Source organism: Streptomyces sp. NRRL S-31 (assembly GCF_000718775.1).
Classification (GTDB): domain Bacteria; phylum Actinomycetota; class Actinomycetes; order Streptomycetales; family Streptomycetaceae; genus Streptomyces.
This window is the reverse complement of sequence record NZ_JOCB01000002.1, coordinates 137,499-153,640: the sequence shown is the minus strand read 5'-3', so window position 1 is coordinate 153,640 and position 16,142 is coordinate 137,499. Positions and strand designations below refer to the sequence as shown.

Annotated in this window: 19 protein-coding genes; 13 read left to right on the top strand and 6 right to left on the bottom strand. The window is 72.3% G+C overall.

Annotated features, from left to right (window positions below):
• The first annotated feature begins 31 nt into the window (after positions 1-31).
• Positions 32-793 (top strand): phosphoglyceromutase, encoded by a 762-nt coding sequence (locus IF37_RS0101735; protein ID WP_030734924.1) that lies wholly within the window; start codon positions 32-34, stop codon positions 791-793.
• Between the two features lie 100 nt (positions 794-893).
• Here the strand turns inward: IF37_RS0101735 and IF37_RS0101730 are convergent, their stop codons facing one another.
• Positions 894-1,445: a flavoprotein gene (locus IF37_RS0101730; RefSeq protein ID WP_030734921.1), complete on the bottom strand. Its 552-nt coding sequence runs from the start codon at positions 1,443-1,445 to the stop codon at positions 894-896.
• A 117-nt stretch (positions 1,446-1,562) separates the two neighbouring features.
• Between IF37_RS0101730 and IF37_RS0101725 the strand changes: the two genes are divergently transcribed.
• The 3 genes from IF37_RS0101725 to IF37_RS45435 all read left to right on the top strand — a co-directional run bounded on the left by IF37_RS0101725 (position 1,563) and on the right by IF37_RS45435 (position 4,141).
• On the top strand, positions 1,563-2,747 hold the full coding sequence (locus tag IF37_RS0101725) for a helix-turn-helix domain-containing protein (RefSeq protein WP_030734918.1): 1,185 nt from the start codon (positions 1,563-1,565) through the stop codon (positions 2,745-2,747).
• Positions 2,748-2,879: 132 nt separating this feature from the next.
• Complete coding sequence (locus IF37_RS43305; protein WP_106981696.1) at positions 2,880-3,086, top strand: hypothetical protein; 207 nt, start codon at positions 2,880-2,882, stop codon at positions 3,084-3,086.
• A 173-nt stretch (positions 3,087-3,259) separates the two neighbouring features.
• Entirely contained in the window at positions 3,260-4,141 is an 882-nt protein-coding gene (locus tag IF37_RS45435) for a GIY-YIG nuclease family protein (protein ID WP_253915600.1), read from the top strand.
• Positions 4,142-4,235: 94 nt separating this feature from the next.
• Here IF37_RS45435 and IF37_RS0101715 read toward each other — a convergent pair whose 3' ends face one another.
• Positions 4,236-5,318 carry a MerR family transcriptional regulator gene (locus IF37_RS0101715; protein WP_063886347.1) on the bottom strand — a complete coding sequence of 361 codons (1,083 nt, stop codon included), beginning with the start codon at positions 5,316-5,318 and terminating at the stop codon, positions 4,236-4,238.
• 210 nt (positions 5,319-5,528) lie between these two features.
• Here IF37_RS0101715 and IF37_RS0101710 point away from each other — a divergent pair, with 210 nt between their 5' ends.
• The 3 genes from IF37_RS0101710 (at position 5,529) to IF37_RS40650 (ending at position 8,496) form a co-directional block, all read left to right on the top strand.
• Positions 5,529-6,461 (top strand): GAF and ANTAR domain-containing protein, encoded by a 933-nt coding sequence (locus tag IF37_RS0101710; RefSeq protein WP_253915599.1) that lies wholly within the window; start codon positions 5,529-5,531, stop codon positions 6,459-6,461.
• A complete protein-coding gene (locus tag IF37_RS0101705; protein WP_052844916.1) occupies positions 6,461-7,228 on the top strand; it encodes a GAF domain-containing protein in 768 nt (255 codons plus the stop codon). The genes IF37_RS0101710 and IF37_RS0101705 overlap by 1 nt, the downstream gene beginning before the upstream one ends.
• An 86-nt stretch (positions 7,229-7,314) precedes the next feature.
• On the top strand, positions 7,315-8,496 hold the full coding sequence (locus tag IF37_RS40650; RefSeq protein WP_052844915.1) for a GAF domain-containing protein: 1,182 nt from the start codon (positions 7,315-7,317) through the stop codon (positions 8,494-8,496).
• A gap of 44 nt (positions 8,497-8,540) precedes the next feature.
• On the opposite strand, the gene IF37_RS0101695 is transcribed toward IF37_RS40650, so the two are convergent.
• The 3 genes from IF37_RS0101695 to phoU all read right to left on the bottom strand — a co-directional run bounded on the left by IF37_RS0101695 (position 8,541) and on the right by phoU (position 9,873).
• Positions 8,541-8,789: an SCO4226 family nickel-binding protein gene (locus IF37_RS0101695; RefSeq protein WP_030734899.1), complete on the bottom strand. Its 249-nt coding sequence runs from the start codon at positions 8,787-8,789 to the stop codon at positions 8,541-8,543.
• Positions 8,790-8,909: 120 nt separating this feature from the next.
• A complete protein-coding gene (locus IF37_RS44785) occupies positions 8,910-9,065 on the bottom strand; it encodes a hypothetical protein (protein WP_173456673.1) in 156 nt (51 codons plus the stop codon).
• A gap of 118 nt (positions 9,066-9,183) precedes the next feature.
• The gene (gene phoU, locus IF37_RS0101685) at positions 9,184-9,873 is read right to left on the bottom strand and encodes a phosphate signaling complex protein PhoU (protein WP_030734896.1); all 690 of its coding nucleotides are present in this window, start codon (positions 9,871-9,873) and stop codon (positions 9,184-9,186) included.
• 278 nt (positions 9,874-10,151) lie between these two features.
• Between phoU and IF37_RS0101680 the strand changes: the two genes are divergently transcribed.
• Complete coding sequence (locus IF37_RS0101680) at positions 10,152-11,399, top strand: cell wall metabolism sensor histidine kinase WalK (RefSeq protein ID WP_030734893.1); 1,248 nt, start codon at positions 10,152-10,154, stop codon at positions 11,397-11,399.
• Positions 11,396-12,076 carry a response regulator transcription factor gene (locus IF37_RS0101675; RefSeq protein WP_030734890.1) on the top strand — a complete coding sequence of 227 codons (681 nt, stop codon included), beginning with the start codon at positions 11,396-11,398 and terminating at the stop codon, positions 12,074-12,076. The genes IF37_RS0101680 and IF37_RS0101675 overlap by 4 nt, the downstream gene beginning before the upstream one ends.
• Before the next feature lie 194 nt (positions 12,077-12,270).
• On the opposite strand, the gene IF37_RS0101670 is transcribed toward IF37_RS0101675, so the two are convergent.
• A complete protein-coding gene (locus tag IF37_RS0101670; RefSeq protein ID WP_030734888.1) occupies positions 12,271-12,948 on the bottom strand; it encodes a hypothetical protein in 678 nt (225 codons plus the stop codon).
• 616 nt (positions 12,949-13,564) lie between these two features.
• Here IF37_RS0101670 and IF37_RS0101665 point away from each other — a divergent pair.
• The 4 genes from IF37_RS0101665 to IF37_RS0101650 all read left to right on the top strand — a co-directional run bounded on the left by IF37_RS0101665 (position 13,565) and on the right by IF37_RS0101650 (position 16,068).
• Positions 13,565-14,047, top strand: coding sequence for a CarD family transcriptional regulator (locus IF37_RS0101665; protein WP_003953493.1), 483 nt, complete (start codon positions 13,565-13,567; stop codon positions 14,045-14,047).
• A 324-nt stretch (positions 14,048-14,371) separates the two neighbouring features.
• Complete coding sequence (gene ispD, locus IF37_RS0101660) at positions 14,372-15,124, top strand: 2-C-methyl-D-erythritol 4-phosphate cytidylyltransferase (protein ID WP_030734885.1); 753 nt, start codon at positions 14,372-14,374, stop codon at positions 15,122-15,124.
• Positions 15,114-15,608, top strand: a complete 495-nt coding sequence (ispF, locus tag IF37_RS0101655; RefSeq protein WP_030734882.1) for a 2-C-methyl-D-erythritol 2,4-cyclodiphosphate synthase — start codon at positions 15,114-15,116, stop codon at positions 15,606-15,608. The genes ispD and ispF overlap by 11 nt, the downstream gene beginning before the upstream one ends.
• A gap of 55 nt (positions 15,609-15,663) precedes the next feature.
• A complete protein-coding gene (locus tag IF37_RS0101650; RefSeq protein ID WP_030734879.1) occupies positions 15,664-16,068 on the top strand; it encodes a PPOX class F420-dependent oxidoreductase in 405 nt (134 codons plus the stop codon).
• Positions 16,069-16,142: the final 74 nt, after the last annotated feature.

Sequence of the window (16,142 nt, the reverse complement as noted above, 5' to 3'; positions counted from 1 at the left end):
GCCCCGAGGTTCGTTAGGTAGGCTCAGGACCATGGCCGACGCACCGTACAAGCTGATCCTCCTCCGCCACGGCGAGAGCGAGTGGAACGCGAAGAACCTGTTCACCGGCTGGGTGGACGTGAACCTGAACGAGAAGGGCGAGAAGGAGGCAGTCCGCGGCGGCGAGCTCCTGAAGGACGCCGACCTCCTGCCCGACGTGGTCCACACGTCCCTCCAGAAGCGCGCGATCCGCACGGCCCAGCTGGCGCTGGAGGCCGCGGACCGCCACTGGATCCCGGTCCACCGCTCCTGGCGCCTGAACGAGCGCCACTACGGCGCCCTCCAGGGCAAGGACAAGGCGGCGACGCTCGCCGAGTTCGGCGAGGAGCAGTTCATGCTCTGGCGCCGCTCGTACGACACCCCGCCCCCGCCGCTGTCGGACGACTCCGAGTTCTCCCAGGCGCACGACGCGCGCTACGCGTCGATCCCGCCGGAGCTGCGCCCGGACACCGAGTGCCTGAAGGACGTCGTCGTCCGCATGCTGCCGTACTGGTACGACGGCATCGTCCCCGACCTCCTGGCCGGCCGCACGGTCCTGGTCGCCGCCCACGGCAACAGCCTGCGCGCCCTGGTCAAGCACCTCGACGGCATCTCCGACGCCGACATCGCGGGCCTGAACATCCCGACGGGCATCCCGCTCTACTACGAGCTGGACGCCGACTTCAAGCCGGTCACCCCGGGCGGCAAGTACCTCGACCCGGAGGCGGCGGCAGCGGCGATCGAGGCGGTCAAGAACCAGGGCAAGAAGAAGTAACCCTCCTCCTTGTACCCGGGCCCCTGTCGACAAGCCATCCGTCGGCAGGGGCCTTCACGCACCCGGACCAGCACCGAACGGCAGCAGCGCTCCCCGCTGGTTACCGCGCGGCGGCCATCTCCTCGACCGCGTCGAGGACCAGGTGCCACGGATACTGCTCCGGCTTGCCCTGACCCGGGGCGTTCGGGACGAAACCGCCCTCTCCGTACAGGACCCGCACACCCGTCTCGCGGAGTTCCGTCAGGCTCCGTCCGAACTGCCGGTGTTGCGCGTACGCCGCGTTCACGCAGGGCATCGCCACCATGGGGATGCCCTTGCCGATGCCTTCGGCCACGACGCCGATCACGAAGTCACGGGTGAGGCCGAGGGCCCACGCGTTGACGGTGTTGAAGGTGGCGGGTGCCACCGCGATCACGTCTGCCTTCGGCCACACGTCCGGCTCGCCCGGCAGCTTGTAGGCACTGCGCACGGGGTGCCCGGTGAGCCGTTCCAGCTCCGCCTTCTGCGGCTCCAGCCACCGAGCGGCGGTCGGGGTCAGCCCGAGACACACGTCGAAGCCGCGTTCCCGCGCGTCCGCGACGACCTGCGCCACGTCGAACACCGGCGGAGCGGCGGAGCCGAACAGGTAGAGGACAGGGCGCGGCGTCGTCATGTGCCTATCGGACCACACCCGACGGCTCCACCCCACGGGTGAGTAGACAGCGGAAAGCAGGTAACCGTACGACCGCCTGGGTACCGTTCCCGGCGGGTGCTCAGAGCGGAGGCCGGCATGCCCACACGGGATGAAGACCACACGGGCGTACGCATCAGGGAACAGCGCAGACTGGCCAGACTCACCCAACGGCAGCTGGCCGAGCGGCTCCCCTACTCCTACAGCTACCTCAATCAGGTCGAGTGCGGGGCGCGTCCGGCCACCGCCGCCTTCGTCGCCGCCTGCGCCAGATCCCTCAACATCGACGTCACCGTCCTGACCGGTCAGCCGTACGTGACCGAACTGCAACGCGACCGCCTCGCGGAACTGGTCCGGCCCATCCGTGAATCCCTTGACCTGTACGACCTCGGCCCGAACCCCGACCTGTCCGCGCGCCCGGCGCAACAGCTCATCACCGGGACCGACCGCCTCTGCGCCGAGGTACGGGCGACCCGCTTGCGCAACGCGGCCCGCGAGCTGCCCGGGCTCATCGCCGAGCTGACCCACACGGCATGGTCGACACCCTCCACCGCACTGTGGCGGGCGCTGGCGTCCGCCTACCGCACGGCCCACGACATCAGCGTGAAGCTCGGCTACTACGACCTGTCCGCGGTCGCGCTGGACCGCATGGACTGGGCGGCGCAACGCGCCTCCGACCCCTGCCTGGCCGCCGTACGGCAGTACATGCGGGCCCTGGTCTACTTCCGCGAGGGCGAGTACCGGATCGGGCAGCGCCTCATCGCCGCCGGGCACCACGTTCTCGCGCAGGGTGAACACACGCGAGAGACGCTCGCCGTCACCGGGCAACTGCACCTCGGGGGCTCCGTCATCGCCGCCCGCGCCGAACAGCGAGCGCTCGTCGAACAGCACATCGCCGAAGCCCACCGGATCGCCCAGCGGACAGGCGACTCTACGGAGGTGCACTGGCTCAGCTTCGGCCCGGCCAACGTCGCCCTGCACAAGATGTCCGGCGCTGTCGAGATGTGCCGGTACGACGAGGCCCTCAAGCAGGCCCGGAACCTGGAGCTGCCCGATCGGCTGCCCACTTCCCGCCGCGCCCACTTCCTGATCGACCGGGCACGTGCCGAGATGGAGACAGGACGCTCGGACGCCGCCCTGAAATCCCTCGTGGAGGCCCGCCGCCTGGCCCCCGAGCAGACCCGCTACCACCCCGCCGCCCGCGAGACCCTCACCGGTCTGGTGCACCAGTCCCGGCGTACCCCGGAGACGCTGCACCACATGGCGGCCTGGGTCGGCCTGTAGACCTGCCGGCAACGCTCACAGAACTGTGAGCGTTGCGCTCCTCGCAACTGGCCACCCTTGTCTCAGATGACAGCGCCCCGACGGTCGCGCGAACGACCCCGGGGCCGGCCAGCGCTGCGAAGGAGCGTCGACATGACAAGCGTTGCATCCCCGTCCGGCGAGCATCCGCCGCCCGCCAAGATGACGATCAGGGTGTACCGGGTGAACCGCTACGGCGCTGTCGTCCAGGAGTACGGCTCGGTGAGCGTCCCACCCGCCGAGGGACCGCCACCGTTCACATCCGCCTACCCGGTGTGCGAGTGCCCGAACTGCCGTACCGGGGAAACGACTTCGCGGTGACACAAGCTTCGGAGCCTTCCGACTCGAAGGAACCGTCGCCGGGTCCTTCGAGGCCGCTCTTCAGTGACCGGTGGCGATCGACGACGACCATCAGACGCGCGCGTCCACTGATCCCGACCAGAGCCAAAGACGAACCGCCCCCCACTGTCAGACCCACCAGCCATGCTTCCCCCATGCTGACAGCGACCAGCGGCCATGGCCACGTAGTGAAGCGTCCCACCAAGCCCGCAGTGGGGACCATGCTCGCCAACCTGCGGCGCGGCAACGAGCACTTGATCCTTGAGCGGTGGGAGGAGGGGCGGGAGGGTGACTGGTACATCCAGGTCTGGCTCCGTGAGAACAACACGTACCAGCTGGAGTACCGCGACGGCGTCCCCGCGGAGCACTACCGGACCCTGACCGTGTCGCAGGAGAAGGTCCTGCACGCGCTTCTCGGCTGGATGCTGGGCAAGCCCGGTTGGCGGGAGGGTTTCACGTGGAACAACATCGGCCACATGCTCGATCGTGCCGGACGGGCCACCGCTCTCGTCAGTCCCGACCGGTTGTGGTCGGCGCCGGAGGTCCTGGTCCGGCAGAGCCCCGTCCCGGCGGCGGCCGGGGTCTACGGGTGGCACTTCCTGGAGCCGCCCCACCAGGACCTGGACGCCGGGCGCCTGCTCTACGTCGGGATAGCCCCGCGCTACATGGCCAACCGGACCAGCACCCAGAACCTGCGCAAGCGGGTGCGCTACCACTTCCGGGGCAACGCGGCCGGCTCGACGCTGCGGTTCACCCTCGGGTGTCTGCTCGGTCTTGAGCTGCGCCGCGTGGGCAGCGGGAAGCGGATGACCTTCGGCAAGACCGGCGAAGCCGCCCTCAGCCAGTGGATGGCGGAGAACGCGCGGGTGTGCTGGATCGAGCAGGACCAACCGTGGGACCTGGAGTCACAGCTCATCTCCCGGCTCGACCTCCCGCTGAACCTCGACCAGAACCGCCACAACGCGTTCCACGGCCGCTTGAAGGAGCTGCGGGCCCAAGCGCGGCAACGGGCACGGGAGTTGCCCGTCGGTTCGTAGGTCGCCGGCCGGCCACCGCACCGGCGCGTCCGCCAGGGCCGACGATCTCCGTGGCATCCGGCGCCGGCCGCCCCGGGCGCCGCCGACCACCCCCTCACCGTTCCAGCCGTACCGGCATCAGGAGCGAGAACGTCTCCTCGTCGTCGGGGCGGCGGATGGCCATCGGGGCCGTCGGGGCGCCCAGCTCGAGGACCAGCCGGTCCTGGTTTCCGGCGGTGAGCGCGTCCAGCAGGAACGCACGGTTGACGGCCACCTGGTCCGGGTCGTCGTCGCCGTCGTCGCAGAGGGCCACGGTGCCGTCCGGGGTCACCTTCAGCACGCTGAGGTCGTGCGGCCCGCCGTCCTGGTCGCGTGTCTCGCCCGGGCGGACGGGGCCGTTCGTCACCGCCTCCCGGAAGGCCGGCGCGTCGACGAGGGCGCGGCGGCCGGGGGACAGGCGGACGAGGCGGCGGTAGTCGGGGAAGTCGTGGTCGAGGGAGCGGCCCGACGCCTGGCCGTCCTCCGTCTCCAGCGTCACCCGGTCACCGTCGACGGCGAGGCGTGCGGGTCCCGCGCCGGTCAGCAGGGCCCGCATCGCGTCGACGAGTGGGGTGGGCACGGTGATCCGCACGGCGGGCCCCTCGTGCCCGGTGGCGGCGGCTCGCGCGACGGCCATCCGGTAGCGGTCGGTGGCCACGGCGCGCACTGCCTCGCCGTCGATGTCGAAGAGGACACCGCCCAGCATCGGCAGCTCCGGATCGGTGCCGGCCGCGAAACGGACGGCGTCCAGCGCTGCCGCCAGTTCGGCGGCAGGGGCGGTCAGCCGGCTGGTGGTGGATCGGGTGGAAGGCACGGTGTTCTCCCTGTGTGCGAGCAGTTCCCGGAGCGTGGAGAACTCCTCGCGCGCGTCGGACAGGCCCCGCTCCAGGCGGCGCAGGTGGGCCTGGAGCAGTTCGGTCACCAGCTCCGTGTCCGCGCCGGACCAGCCGGCCAGGACGAGCCGGACGTCCGCCAGCGGCATGCCGGTCCGGCGCAACCGGGCCAGCAGCCGGGCCTCCCCGAGCTGGGCGGGGCCGTACCAGCGGTAGCCGGTCACCGGGTCCACCCGGGCGGGGACCAGCACACCGGTACGGTCGTAGAACCGCAGGGCGCTCACCCCCAGCCCGCTGTCCCGGGCCAGCTCACCGATACTGCGCATCTCGCTCTCCACACCCGGAAGCCTGGGCCCTGCACCAGGTCGAGGGTCAAGCCCCGGGCGCGGAGCCCGGCAGGGGGCGGGGGAGCGGCCGGTCAAGGGCGTGCGGCGGTGGCGGGGAAAACGCGCAGTTACTTCTCCTGTGCGGGGAACTCGGCAGCCGACGGGATACTGGTCAACGATGTCGGTCGAGCGTGAGGCGCGGCGGGGGTGATGACCATGCCGCCCGAGGAGTCCGGGTCGTGGACGGGTGGCGGCGTGCCGCCCGACGCCGAAGTGCGCTCGCGGGTCAGTGAGACCCTGGCCGCCGCCGCGCACGGTGCCGACGACCCGCACGCGATGCCCCGCGCGCTGTGCGCGGCGTGCGTGCGGCTGCTGCCGGTCACCGGGGCCTCGGTGTCGATCTCCGGCGGCAAGGGCGTCCGCGTGACGTGGTGCGCCAGCGACCGGGTGGCCGCCCGGCTGGCCGAACTCCAGTACACCGTGGGCGACGGACCGTGCCAGACCGCGCTCGACGAGGGTGCCCCGGTGCTCGCGGCCGACCTGACCAGGGGTTCCGACGCCCGCCGCTGGCCGATCTTCGCTCACGAGGCGGTGGGGCTCGGGGTCCGCGCGGTGTTCTCGCTGCCGCTCGGCGTCAGCGGCGCCGCCATCGGCACGCTCGACCTCTACAGCCATCAGGTCGGCGGGCTGGCGGAGCCGGACCTGCGGACCGCGCTGTGGGTGCGGGACGCGGTCACCTTCGCGCTGATGAACCTCCAGGCCGCCGAGCGCGGCGACCACGGCGGGGCGGAGGAGGACACCGATGCGGAGACGGAGAACGAGGTAGCGTCCTGGGTAGCGGCCTCGGAGGCCGACCACACCGAGGTCTACCAGGCGGTCGGCATGGTGATGGTGCAGCTGGACGTGGACCCCGAGCAGGCCCTGGACCGGTTGCGGGCCCGCGCGTACGCGGACGGCCGCACGGTCAGCCAGGTGGCCCGGGAGGTGCTGACCCGCCGGCTGAACTTCCGGCCGGAGGCGTACGGCGGCGAACCCGCCGCATCCAGTGGGGAGGACGGTGAGCGGGCCGGCGGTGACGAGGGACGGGACGCCGGTGACGAGGGACGGGACGCCGGTGACGAGGGAAGGGACGGTGAACGGTGATGAGCCGTGAACAGCAGCTCGCCGAGGCACTCGTCGGGCTGGCCGACTCCTTCGCCGACGACGTCGACCCGGTCGTCCTGGCCGACCGGCTGGCGCGGAACTGCGTCGAGCTGGCCGGCGCGGACGCGGTCGGCATCATGGTGGTCACCTCCCGCGGCGACCTGCGCCCGATCGCGGTCACCGAGGAGCAGGCCGCCTTCTTCGAGTTCTTCCAGCTCCAGGCCGACGAGGGCCCTTGCCTGGACGCCTACCGGGAAGGCTGCCGGGTCGACGTGCGCGATCTGGCGGGCAGCGCGGGGCGGTGGCCCCGTGTGGTGCCCTTCGCCGTACGGAGCGGCTACCTCTCCCTGCACGGTCTGCCGCTGCGCGTGCACCGGCAGACCGTCGGCGCGGTCAACCTGCTGCTGCGCCGGTCCGGCGGGCTGTCCGAGCTGGACCTGGAGCTGGCCCAGGCGCTCGCCGACGTCACGGCCGTCGCCCTGGTCAACTGGCGTCCGGAGCGGCTGCGCGCGACCGACATCAGCAACCGTGTCCAGGCCGCACTGGCCGCGAAGGCGACCGTCGACATGGCCACCGGCATGCTCGCCGAGGCCGGCGGCATCACCCCCGGCCAGGCCCGCGCGGCGCTGCGCGGTTACGCCGAGCGCCGCCGGGGACGCCTGTTGGACGCGGCCCATGCCCTGGTCCGGCGGACCCTGCGCCCGGACGCCGTCCTCACCGCCGTGCCGGTCCCCGGCCGAGCTGACGCGCCGTCCGCACCGGACTAGCGTGGAAGGAGCCGGACCGCGCACCGGGATGGCGAACCGCGCGACCCCGGGGTTCCGCGGCGGGCACCAGGCAGGAGGGTTCCCTCATGCCGAACTTCTCCTGCCGCGTCGTACTCGATCTCGACATGCCCGGCCTGCCGGCGGGCCGGCTGACCGTGCTGGCGCTGTACGGCGACCCGGGCGTCGGCACCGCGCTGGAGTCCGCGCTCGCCGGGCGGCGGGAGACCGAACTGGTCGTCGATCTGGGCGGCCTGGACCGGCTGTCCCCGGACGCGGCCGAGATCCTGCACCGGTTCGCGGCGGCCGGTGCCGCCCGGGACCGCCGCCTGCGGCTGGCCGGCTGCTCCGCCGACACGGCCGCCGTCCTGGCCCGCGCCCGTCCGGCCGGGTCCGCCGGACCGGAACTGCACTCGACGGTGCCCGCCGCGCTGGCCGCCGCCGTCATCCGCGCCGCCAGGTCCGGCACCGGCGCAGCGCCGGGTGCCGCGCTGCGCCCGAGCGCCCTGCGGCTGCGCCACCGGCTGCTCGGCCAGGCGGGGGTCGCCCGCGCCCAGGGCATCCTGGTGGAGCGGTACGGCCTCAGGGACCTGCGCACCGCGGACACCCTGCTGCGCGGTGTCGCCCGGACGCATCGGCTGCCCCGCGCGGTGCTGGCCGCCTCGCTCGCCGGGACGCCGGCGCCCGCTCCGAGCGGGCCGGGCGCCCCGGAGTACGGCCGCCACGCCCCGCCCGCCGTCGGCTTCCTCGGTCCGCCCGGTGACCGGCCGCCGACCCGGACCGCCTTCCTGGACGCGCTGCGGGACGCCGTCTGCGCGGTCACGCGCGCGCGGATGGCCGACGTCCAGCTCGTGGACCGTGCCGACAACTCGCTGTGGCTGACCTCGTCCTGCGGGTGCCCCGCCGCGTTCGTCCGCTTCTTCGCGGTGATCGACGCCGGTACGACGGCCTGCGGCGCCGTCGCCCGCGGCCGGGAGCGGGTCGTCGTGGACGACGTCGTCACCGCCGCCTGCTTCGACGAGGACGCGCGGGCCGTGCTGCTCGCCGCGCACAGCCGCAGCCTCCAGAGCACCCCCATCCCGGGCGCCGACGGCCGGCCGCAGGGCGTGTTCTCCACCCACCACACCCGGCCGGGGCACGCCTACAGCGCGGCCGAACTCGACGCGCTGGACCGGATCGCCCGCGAGGCGGGTGCCTGGCTGGACTGGCACCGGGCGACGACGCTCCGCGGCGCCCTGGACGACCTGCACCGGCGCGCGCGGTCGGCTTGAGACCCGGGGCCGGACGCGTCCCGGATCCGGGAGGGGGCGCCGCGTCAGGCCCGGAGCGGTACCGGATGGACCTCGTCCGCGCGGTGGCCGGCACGTTCGTGGACGCGCTGGACGGCCTCGGCCGAGGGTGCCTCGGAGAGGCAGTAGACGGTGCCGGACTCCGGGTCCGCCCACGCCTGTTCGAAGTGCACGGACTCCTCCGCCTCGATGGCGAGGTCGGCTTGGTGCGCCGCCATCAGCTCGTCGGCCGTGATGCCCTGCATGCCGCGGTGTACGTCCATGAACCTGGCCATGGCCTCACACCTCCTTGCCGCCGGTGATTCCACGTCCATGCTGCGCCCGGCGGCGGGACGGGGCATCCGGTACGGCGGAGGGCCGGCGCGAACCGCTTCCGCACCGGCCCCGGTGGTCGCTCAGCCGCACTGGCAGGGGTTGCCCGACTGGCACCCGCAGCCGCAGCCCGAGCCGCAGCCGCACGCGCCGAACAACGGCAGACTCCTGATCTCGGCGGACTGCTCGGTCTCGCGCTCCCGCGTCGGGTCGGGGGTGGTGCCCGGGGATTCGGCCATGGGTCCCTCCTAGACCTGGGGGCAGGGCTGCCCTCGCCCATTGCATGCCCGCCCGGCCGGGCGCGTCAACGGCGCACGGAGGCGCCCGGCCCCCCGGGGCACCGGCTCCCCTCGGGGGTTACGCGCCCTCGACGCCGGTCACCGGCTGGATGTCCTGCTGGAGTTCGTCCGCGTGCTCGCCGGTCACCAGGTAGACCACGCGCTTGGCGACGGCCACGGCGTGGTCGGCGTACCGCTCGTAGTACCGGCCCAGCAGGGTGACGTCCACGGCCGTCTCGATGCCGTGCTTCCAGCGGTCGTCGATCAGGTGCTGGAAGAGGGTGCGGTGCAGCAGGTCCATCTCGTCGTCGTCCTGCTCCAGCTGGAGGGCGAGGTCGACGTCCTTGGTCACGATCACCTCGGCCGCCTTCGCCATCAGGCGCTGCGCGAGCTGGCCCATCTCCAGGATGGTGGCGTGCAGGTCCTGCGGGACGGCACGCTGCGGGAAGCGCAGCCGGGCCAGCTTCGCCACGTGCTGGGCGAGGTCGCCGGAGCGCTCCAGGTCGGCGGACATGCGCAGCGACGTGACGACTATCCGCAGATCCGTCGCCACCGGCTGCTGCCGGGCCAAAAGGGCTATCGCCCGGGCCTCCAGGTCGTGCTGGAGCTCGTCGACCTTCTGGTCGGCCTCGATCACGTTCTCGGCCAGCTTCAGGTCGGCGTCGAGCATGGCGGTCGTGGCGCGTCCGATGGCCGACCCGACGAGCCGGGCCATCTCCACCAGTCCGTCGCCGATCGAGTCCAGTTCCTCGTGGTACGCGTCCCGCATCAGGGTTCCCTCTCGTGCGTCGTGTCCGGGGGGTCGTCCCGGGTCGGTCCCGGGTTCGTCCGGGCGTCCGGGGCCACGGGGGGCCGTCACATCAGGTGTGCGCCCCCGGTGGAACCGGCGGTGCGAACCCCACGCTGCCACGCTCTGCCCCGTACGCGTCTGTTTCCGCCACCCCAAATGAACCGGTACTGGCTCCAAGGTGAACTCTGGGCGACGAGTGTTCGAGGTCGCACCCGGACGGCTGTGGTCATGTCGTACCCCATGCCTAACCTGGGGGCATGGACGTGAACGCGGCGGTCGCCGCAGCGGCAGCGATCGCCGGGGTGCTCACCGGCGTCATCGCCATGCTGGCGTTCCGCTGGAGCGAACGCGACCAGAAGCGACCGACCAGGACTTCCTTGCACACCGATCCCGTACTCCCGCCCGGCGTGGACACCGTTCTGTCGGTGCTGCGCTCCTCCGCCGTGGTCCTCGACGAGGCCGACGCCGTCGTCAAGGCCAGTTCCGCGGCCTACGCCCTCGGGCTGGTCCGCGGCGGCAAGCTCGCCGTCGAGCCGATGCTCCAGATGGCCCGGGACACCAGACGGGACGGGGAGATACGCCAGGTCGAACTGGATCTCCCCCGGCGTGGCACCGGACGCGGCGAGGCCCTCGCCGTCTCCGCGCGCGTGGCCCCGCTCGGCTCCCGCCTGGTCCTGCTGCTGGTCGAGGACCTGACCGAGGCCCGCCGTATCGAGGCGGTGCGACGCGACTTCGTGGCGAACGTCAGCCATGAGCTGAAGACGCCCGTCGGCGCGCTCTCCCTCCTCTCGGAGGCCGTCATGGACGCCTCCGACGACCCCGAGGCCGTACAGCGCTTCGCCGGCCGGATGCAGATCGAGGCGACCCGCCTGACCAACCTGGTCCAGGAGCTGATCGACCTCTCCCGGGTACAGAACGACGACCCGCTGGAGGACGCCGAGCCGGTCCGCGTGGACGAGCTGGTCGCCGAGGCCGTCGACCGCTGCCGCCACCAGGCGGGCACGAAGCAGATCACGATGGCCGCCGGAGGCACCGCCGACCTGCGCGTGTGGGGCAACCGGGGGCAGCTGGCCGCCGCCCTCGGCAACCTGGTCGAGAACGCCGTGAACTACTCCCCGGCCCGCACCCGCGTCGGCATAGCCGCCCGCCGGCTGGGCGGGCCCGGCGGCGACATGATCGAACTGGCCGTGACCGATCAGGGCATCGGCATCCCCGACCGGGACAAGGAGCGCATCTTCGAGCGCTTCTACCGGGTCGACCCGGCCCGGTCCCGGGCCACCGGCGGCACCGGTCTGGGTCTCGCGATCGTCAAGCACGTGGTCGCCTCGCATGGCGGGGAGGTCACGGTGTGGAGCGCCGAAGGCCAGGGCTCCACCTTCACCCTCAGGCTGCCGGAGGCGGGCGCGGCCCGCGACCGCGCACCGCAGCACCCGGACCTCGAAGACGAGGCCGGCCCTGACGCATCCCCGTACGAACCGCTTCCCGCCCCGGAGGTCCTTCCGTGACCCGAGTGCTCGTCGTCGAGGACGAGGAGTCCTTCTCCGACGCCCTGTCGTACATGCTCCGCAAGGAGGGCTTCGAGGTCGCCGTCGCGGCGACCGGCCCCGACGGCCTGGACGAGTTCGAGCGCAACGGCGCCGACCTGGTCCTGCTCGACCTGATGCTGCCGGGCCTGCCCGGTACCGAGGTCTGCCGCCAGCTGCGCGGCCGCTCCAACGTCCCCGTGATCATGGTGACCGCGAAGGACAGCGAGATCGACAAGGTCGTCGGTCTCGAAATAGGAGCCGACGACTACGTCACCAAGCCGTTCTCCTCCCGCGAGCTGGTCGCCCGCATCCGCGCGGTGCTGCGCCGGCGCGGCGAGCCGGAGGAGGTCGCCCCGGCCGCGCTGGAGGCGGGCCCGGTCCGCATGGACGTCGACCGCCACGTGGTCACCGTCGGCGGCTCCAAGGTCGACCTCCCGCTGAAGGAGTTCGACCTGCTGGAGATGCTGCTGCGCAACGCGGGCCGGGTGCTCACCCGCATGCAGCTCATCGACCGGGTCTGGGGCGCCGACTACGTGGGCGACACCAAGACCCTCGACGTCCACGTGAAGCGCCTGCGCGCCAAGATCGAGCCGGACCCGGGCGCGCCGCGGTACCTGGTGACGGTCCGGGGCCTGGGGTACAAGTTCGAGCCGTGACCGGGACGGGCGCCGAGGGGCGCCCCTTTCCCGCCGTACGGAGTCCCGCGGGGCGGCCCGGTGCCCGGGCCGCCCCGCGGTGCCCCGTGGCGGCGCCGGGCCCGCGGCACGGCCCGGGACGGCGACCGTGACGAACGTGTGCACGGCGAAGGGCGGCACCCCGCGCGGGGTGCCGCCCTTCGCCGTACGGCGGGTCAGTGGCCGGCGGCCGACTGCGAGGTGGAGTCGCTCGGGGTCACGGGCGAGCCGGACGGGGTCGCCTTGCCGTTCTTCCCGGGCTTCCCGGGCTTGCCGCTTTCGGAGGCGTCCGGACCCGGGGCACCGGAGCCGGACGGCGAGGCGGACGCCGGGGCGGACGGGACCTCGGACGGGCCCCACGTGCCGAAGTAGCTGGTGGCCGGCACCACGAAGGCGCCCAGGCTCACCGTGCCGGTCTTGCTGAAGGTGAAGGTGACCTTCTGGACGTTGCCGTCCTGGACCGACTCGCGGCCGTTGGGGATCACCGCGGAGGCGTTGTCCTTGCCGCCGATGACCAGGGAGCCGTGGGCCGGGACGGTCAGGCTCTGGCCCTTGGCGGGAGTCAGCTTCACGGTCTCGTTCGAGCCCGGGATGGCGATCGACTGGAGCTTCTGGTCGGTCCTGCCCCCGTTGAACAGCGTCGCGGAGACCGCGGCCGGTCCCGTCGCCTTCAGGTCGGGCTGGGTGATGATCGTGGCGTTCTGGATCTTGATGTCGCCGACGCTGGTCGCGGCGTTGTCCGGCTTGATCTCCAGGGTCTGGGCGTTGTTGCCGGCGCCACAGGCGGCGAGCGAGGCGATCGAGAAGGCGATGGCGGAGGCGGCGAGGGCGCCGCGTCGAAGGCTGCTGCTCACGGCGGCGGCAACTCCTTGAACGCGCGGACGGCCTCCCTTGTAAAGCCGTCCTAAGTGTCTGTCAGCGGCCTCAGGTTACCGAGCCGTTCCCGCGCGACCGCACCCGACCCTCCCCCAAGCACCGGGCTTCCCTCCACGTGGGGGTACCTCGAGGGGCACAAGTGACTCCGCGGTCACATTGCGGGAGCGCTCGTCTGCCATTCACATAACGCGAAGGCGGCGGCCTCTCGTCGGCCCTTGCGAAATGTCCGTGGAGGAATGTGGGAGCCCCCTCGATATTGATCACGGGATGCCCGTCCGGCAGTGGTTGATCAATTTTCGATTCGGCTCACAACCGCCTCCGGCCACCGAACGGAGTAGCGGAAGTCGCACGCTTGGGTAGGGACATATCGGGATGTTCCTCCACTTGGAGCGGCCGTCCGGGGCGTGTAACGTAACCGTTTCCCCTTGCCCGTGAAGCCCCTCCCACCTGCGAATACCCGCCTCCCCGCAGCCCCCGCAGCACGTCCCGGTTACTGTTGTCAAGCCCCGAGATATGCCCTGACCTGCGAAAACGCCATTCAGAAGACGCCGTATCCGTGTTACCCTGGATAGCCACGGAAGGGGTACCTGTCACATGACGTTCAAGGTTGGCGACACCGTGGTCTATCCCCATCACGGGGCCGCGCTGATCGAGGCTATCGAAACTCGCCAGATCAAAGGCGTGGACAAGACCTACTTGGTGCTGAAGGTCGCCCAGGGTGACCTGACGGTACGTGTGCCAGCGGACAATGCGGAGTTCGTCGGCGTGCGTGATGTGGTCGGTCAGGACGGACTGGACCGGGTCTTCGAGGTGCTGCGCGCGCCGTACGCCGAGGAGCCCACGAACTGGTCCCGTCGCTACAAGGCAAACCTGGAGAAGCTCGCCTCCGGCGATGTCATCAAGGTCGCGGAAGTCGTGCGTGACCTGTGGCGTCGCGAGCGCGAGCGCGGACTGTCCGCCGGTGAGAAGCGGATGCTCGCCAAGGCCCGCCAGATCCTGGTGAGCGAGCTGGCTCTCGCGGAGAACACGAACGAGGACAAGGCCGAGGCCCTGCTCGACGAGGTGCTCGCCTCCTGATCCTGACGCGCGGCGGCGGCGGACCCACGCTGCCGACACGCTCAGCACACTGAAATGCCGCGGTGCCCGATGACACTCACCCTGTCGCCGGGCGCTGCGGCATCTTCGTCCCCGCGGCCGTGTTGCTCCCCGGCCCGTCCCCGCCGTCCCCGCAGCGGGGTGCTCCTCGGGGAAATCCGCGACACGGCCCCCCGATACTTGATGTGCCGGGCCCGGGCGGATGGCTCGACCAGGGTCACGGAAGGGGTCCGGTCAAGGCGTCGCGCCCGGCACTCCTCCAGGCCATACCCACCTAGGTCGAGCACACAAACCTGACAGGAACCGATGTCTGACGAATCGCGCCCCACGCCCGCGCAGACCCCCGTCGCCGCCGTGATTCCGGCCGCCGGCCGGGGCGTGCGCCTCGGTCCGGGCGCCCCCAAGGCACTCCGCGCGCTGAACGGCACGCCCATGCTCATCCACGCGGTCCGCGCCCTCGCCGCGTCCCGCCATGTCTCGCTGGTGGTCGTCGTGGCCCCGCCGGACGGCGCCGCCGAGGTCAAGTCGCTGCTGGATGCGCACGCCCTGCCGGAGCGGACGGACTTCCTCGTGGTCCCCGGCGGGGAGTCCCGCCAGGAGTCGGTCCGGCTCGGCCTGGAGGCCCTGCCGGAGCGGTACGGGATCGTCCTGGTGCACGACGCGGCCCGCCCGCTCGTCCCGGTCGACACCGTCGACGCGGTCGTCGAGGCCGTACGCGACGGCGCCCCCGCCGTGGTGCCCGCGCTGCCGCTGGCCGACACGGTCAAGGAGGTCGAGCCCGCGACCGCGGCGGGCGACCCCGAGCCGGTCGTCGCCACCCCCGAGCGGGCGCGGCTGCGCGCCGTCCAGACCCCGCAGGGCTTCGACCGGGCCACCCTGGCCCGCGCCCACGAGACCGTCACCGAGAACGTCACCGACGACGCGAGCATGGTGGAGCAGCTCGGGCTGACGGTCGTGGCCGTCCCCGGCCATGAGGAGGCCTTCAAGGTCACCCGCCCGCTGGACCTGGTCCTCGCCGAGGCGGTACTGGCCCGCAGGAGGCTGAACGATGGCTTCTGAGACACCGCCGCTCCCGCGGGTCGGCATCGGCACCGACATCCACGCCTTCGAGGAGGGCCGCGAGCTGTGGTGCGCGGGCCTGAAGTGGGAGGGCGAGGGACCCGGTCTGGCCGGCCACTCCGACGCCGACGTCGTCGCCCACGCGGCCTGCAACGCGCTGTTCTCCGCCGCCGGGCTCGGCGACCTCGGGCAGCACTTCGGCACCGGCCGGCCCGAGTGGTCCGGCGCCTCCGGGGTCACGCTGCTCGCCGAGGCCGCCCGGATCGTCCGCGCGGCGGGCTTCGCCGTCGGCAACGTCGCCGTCCAGGTGATCGGCCCCCGCCCGAAGATCGGCAAGCGCCGCGACGAGGCCCAGCGGATCCTCTCCGAGGCGGCCGGCGCCCCGGTGTCGGTGTCCGGCGCCACGACGGACGGCCTCGGCTTCCCGGGCCGCGACGAGGGGCTGATGGCGGTGGCGACGGCACTCGTGGTGCGCGTGGGCTGAGAGCGTGCGAGGGTACCCGCTAAGTGACCGCTGACCCTGGCCTCGGAGGTACCCCATGCCCGCCGCCCTGTCCGACCGGCTCAAGTCCCTGCTCGACGGCAAGGTGTTCATCGTCGTCGGTACCGTCCAGCCCGACGGCAGCTCGCAGATGTCCCCGGTCTGGGTGAAGCGGGACGGGGACACCCTGCTGTTCTCCACCACGGTCGACCGCCGCAAGTACAAGAACCTCCGGCGCGACCCCCGGGTGACGGTCGTCGTGGTCGATCCCGAGCAGCCCTACGAGTACGCCGAGATCCGCGGCACCGCCGACACGACCACCGAGGGCGGCCAGGACCTCATCGACGAGCTGAGCGTGAAGTACACCGGCAGGAAGTACACGGACTTCAACCCCGCCTCGGCGCAGGACGCCGAGCGGGTGGTGGTGCGGATCCAGCCGCGCAAGGTGGTCGGGATGCTGTGACGGGGCCTGCGGGCCCGCCGGGCGCGGATGCCGGGGAATCCTCGGCGGCGGGCGCATGGCACTGCCCGGCGCCC

Coding starts and splice junctions, on each gene's coding strand:
- IF37_RS0101735 (WP_030734924.1), top strand. CDS start 32: ATGGCCGACGCACCGTACAAGCTGATCCTCCTCCGCCACGGCGAGAGC.
- IF37_RS0101730 (WP_030734921.1), bottom strand. CDS start 1,445: ATGACGACGCCGCGCCCTGTCCTCTACCTGTTCGGCTCCGCCGCTCCG.
- IF37_RS0101725 (WP_030734918.1), top strand. CDS start 1,563: ATGCCCACACGGGATGAAGACCACACGGGCGTACGCATCAGGGAACAG.
- IF37_RS43305 (WP_106981696.1), top strand. CDS start 2,880: ATGACAAGCGTTGCATCCCCGTCCGGCGAGCATCCGCCGCCCGCCAAG.
- IF37_RS45435 (WP_253915600.1), top strand. CDS start 3,260: ATGCTGACAGCGACCAGCGGCCATGGCCACGTAGTGAAGCGTCCCACC.
- IF37_RS0101715 (WP_063886347.1), bottom strand. CDS start 5,318: ATGCGCAGTATCGGTGAGCTGGCCCGGGACAGCGGGCTGGGGGTGAGC.
- IF37_RS0101710 (WP_253915599.1), top strand. CDS start 5,529: ATGACCATGCCGCCCGAGGAGTCCGGGTCGTGGACGGGTGGCGGCGTG.
- IF37_RS0101705 (WP_052844916.1), top strand. CDS start 6,461: ATGAGCCGTGAACAGCAGCTCGCCGAGGCACTCGTCGGGCTGGCCGAC.
- IF37_RS40650 (WP_052844915.1), top strand. CDS start 7,315: ATGCCGAACTTCTCCTGCCGCGTCGTACTCGATCTCGACATGCCCGGC.
- IF37_RS0101695 (WP_030734899.1), bottom strand. CDS start 8,789: ATGGCCAGGTTCATGGACGTACACCGCGGCATGCAGGGCATCACGGCC.
- IF37_RS44785 (WP_173456673.1), bottom strand. CDS start 9,065: ATGGCCGAATCCCCGGGCACCACCCCCGACCCGACGCGGGAGCGCGAG.
- phoU (WP_030734896.1), bottom strand. CDS start 9,873: ATGCGGGACGCGTACCACGAGGAACTGGACTCGATCGGCGACGGACTG.
- IF37_RS0101680 (WP_030734893.1), top strand. CDS start 10,152: ATGGACGTGAACGCGGCGGTCGCCGCAGCGGCAGCGATCGCCGGGGTG.
- IF37_RS0101665 (WP_003953493.1), top strand. CDS start 13,565: ATGACGTTCAAGGTTGGCGACACCGTGGTCTATCCCCATCACGGGGCC.
- ispD (WP_030734885.1), top strand. CDS start 14,372: ATGTCTGACGAATCGCGCCCCACGCCCGCGCAGACCCCCGTCGCCGCC.
- ispF (WP_030734882.1), top strand. CDS start 15,114: ATGGCTTCTGAGACACCGCCGCTCCCGCGGGTCGGCATCGGCACCGAC.
- IF37_RS0101650 (WP_030734879.1), top strand. CDS start 15,664: ATGCCCGCCGCCCTGTCCGACCGGCTCAAGTCCCTGCTCGACGGCAAG.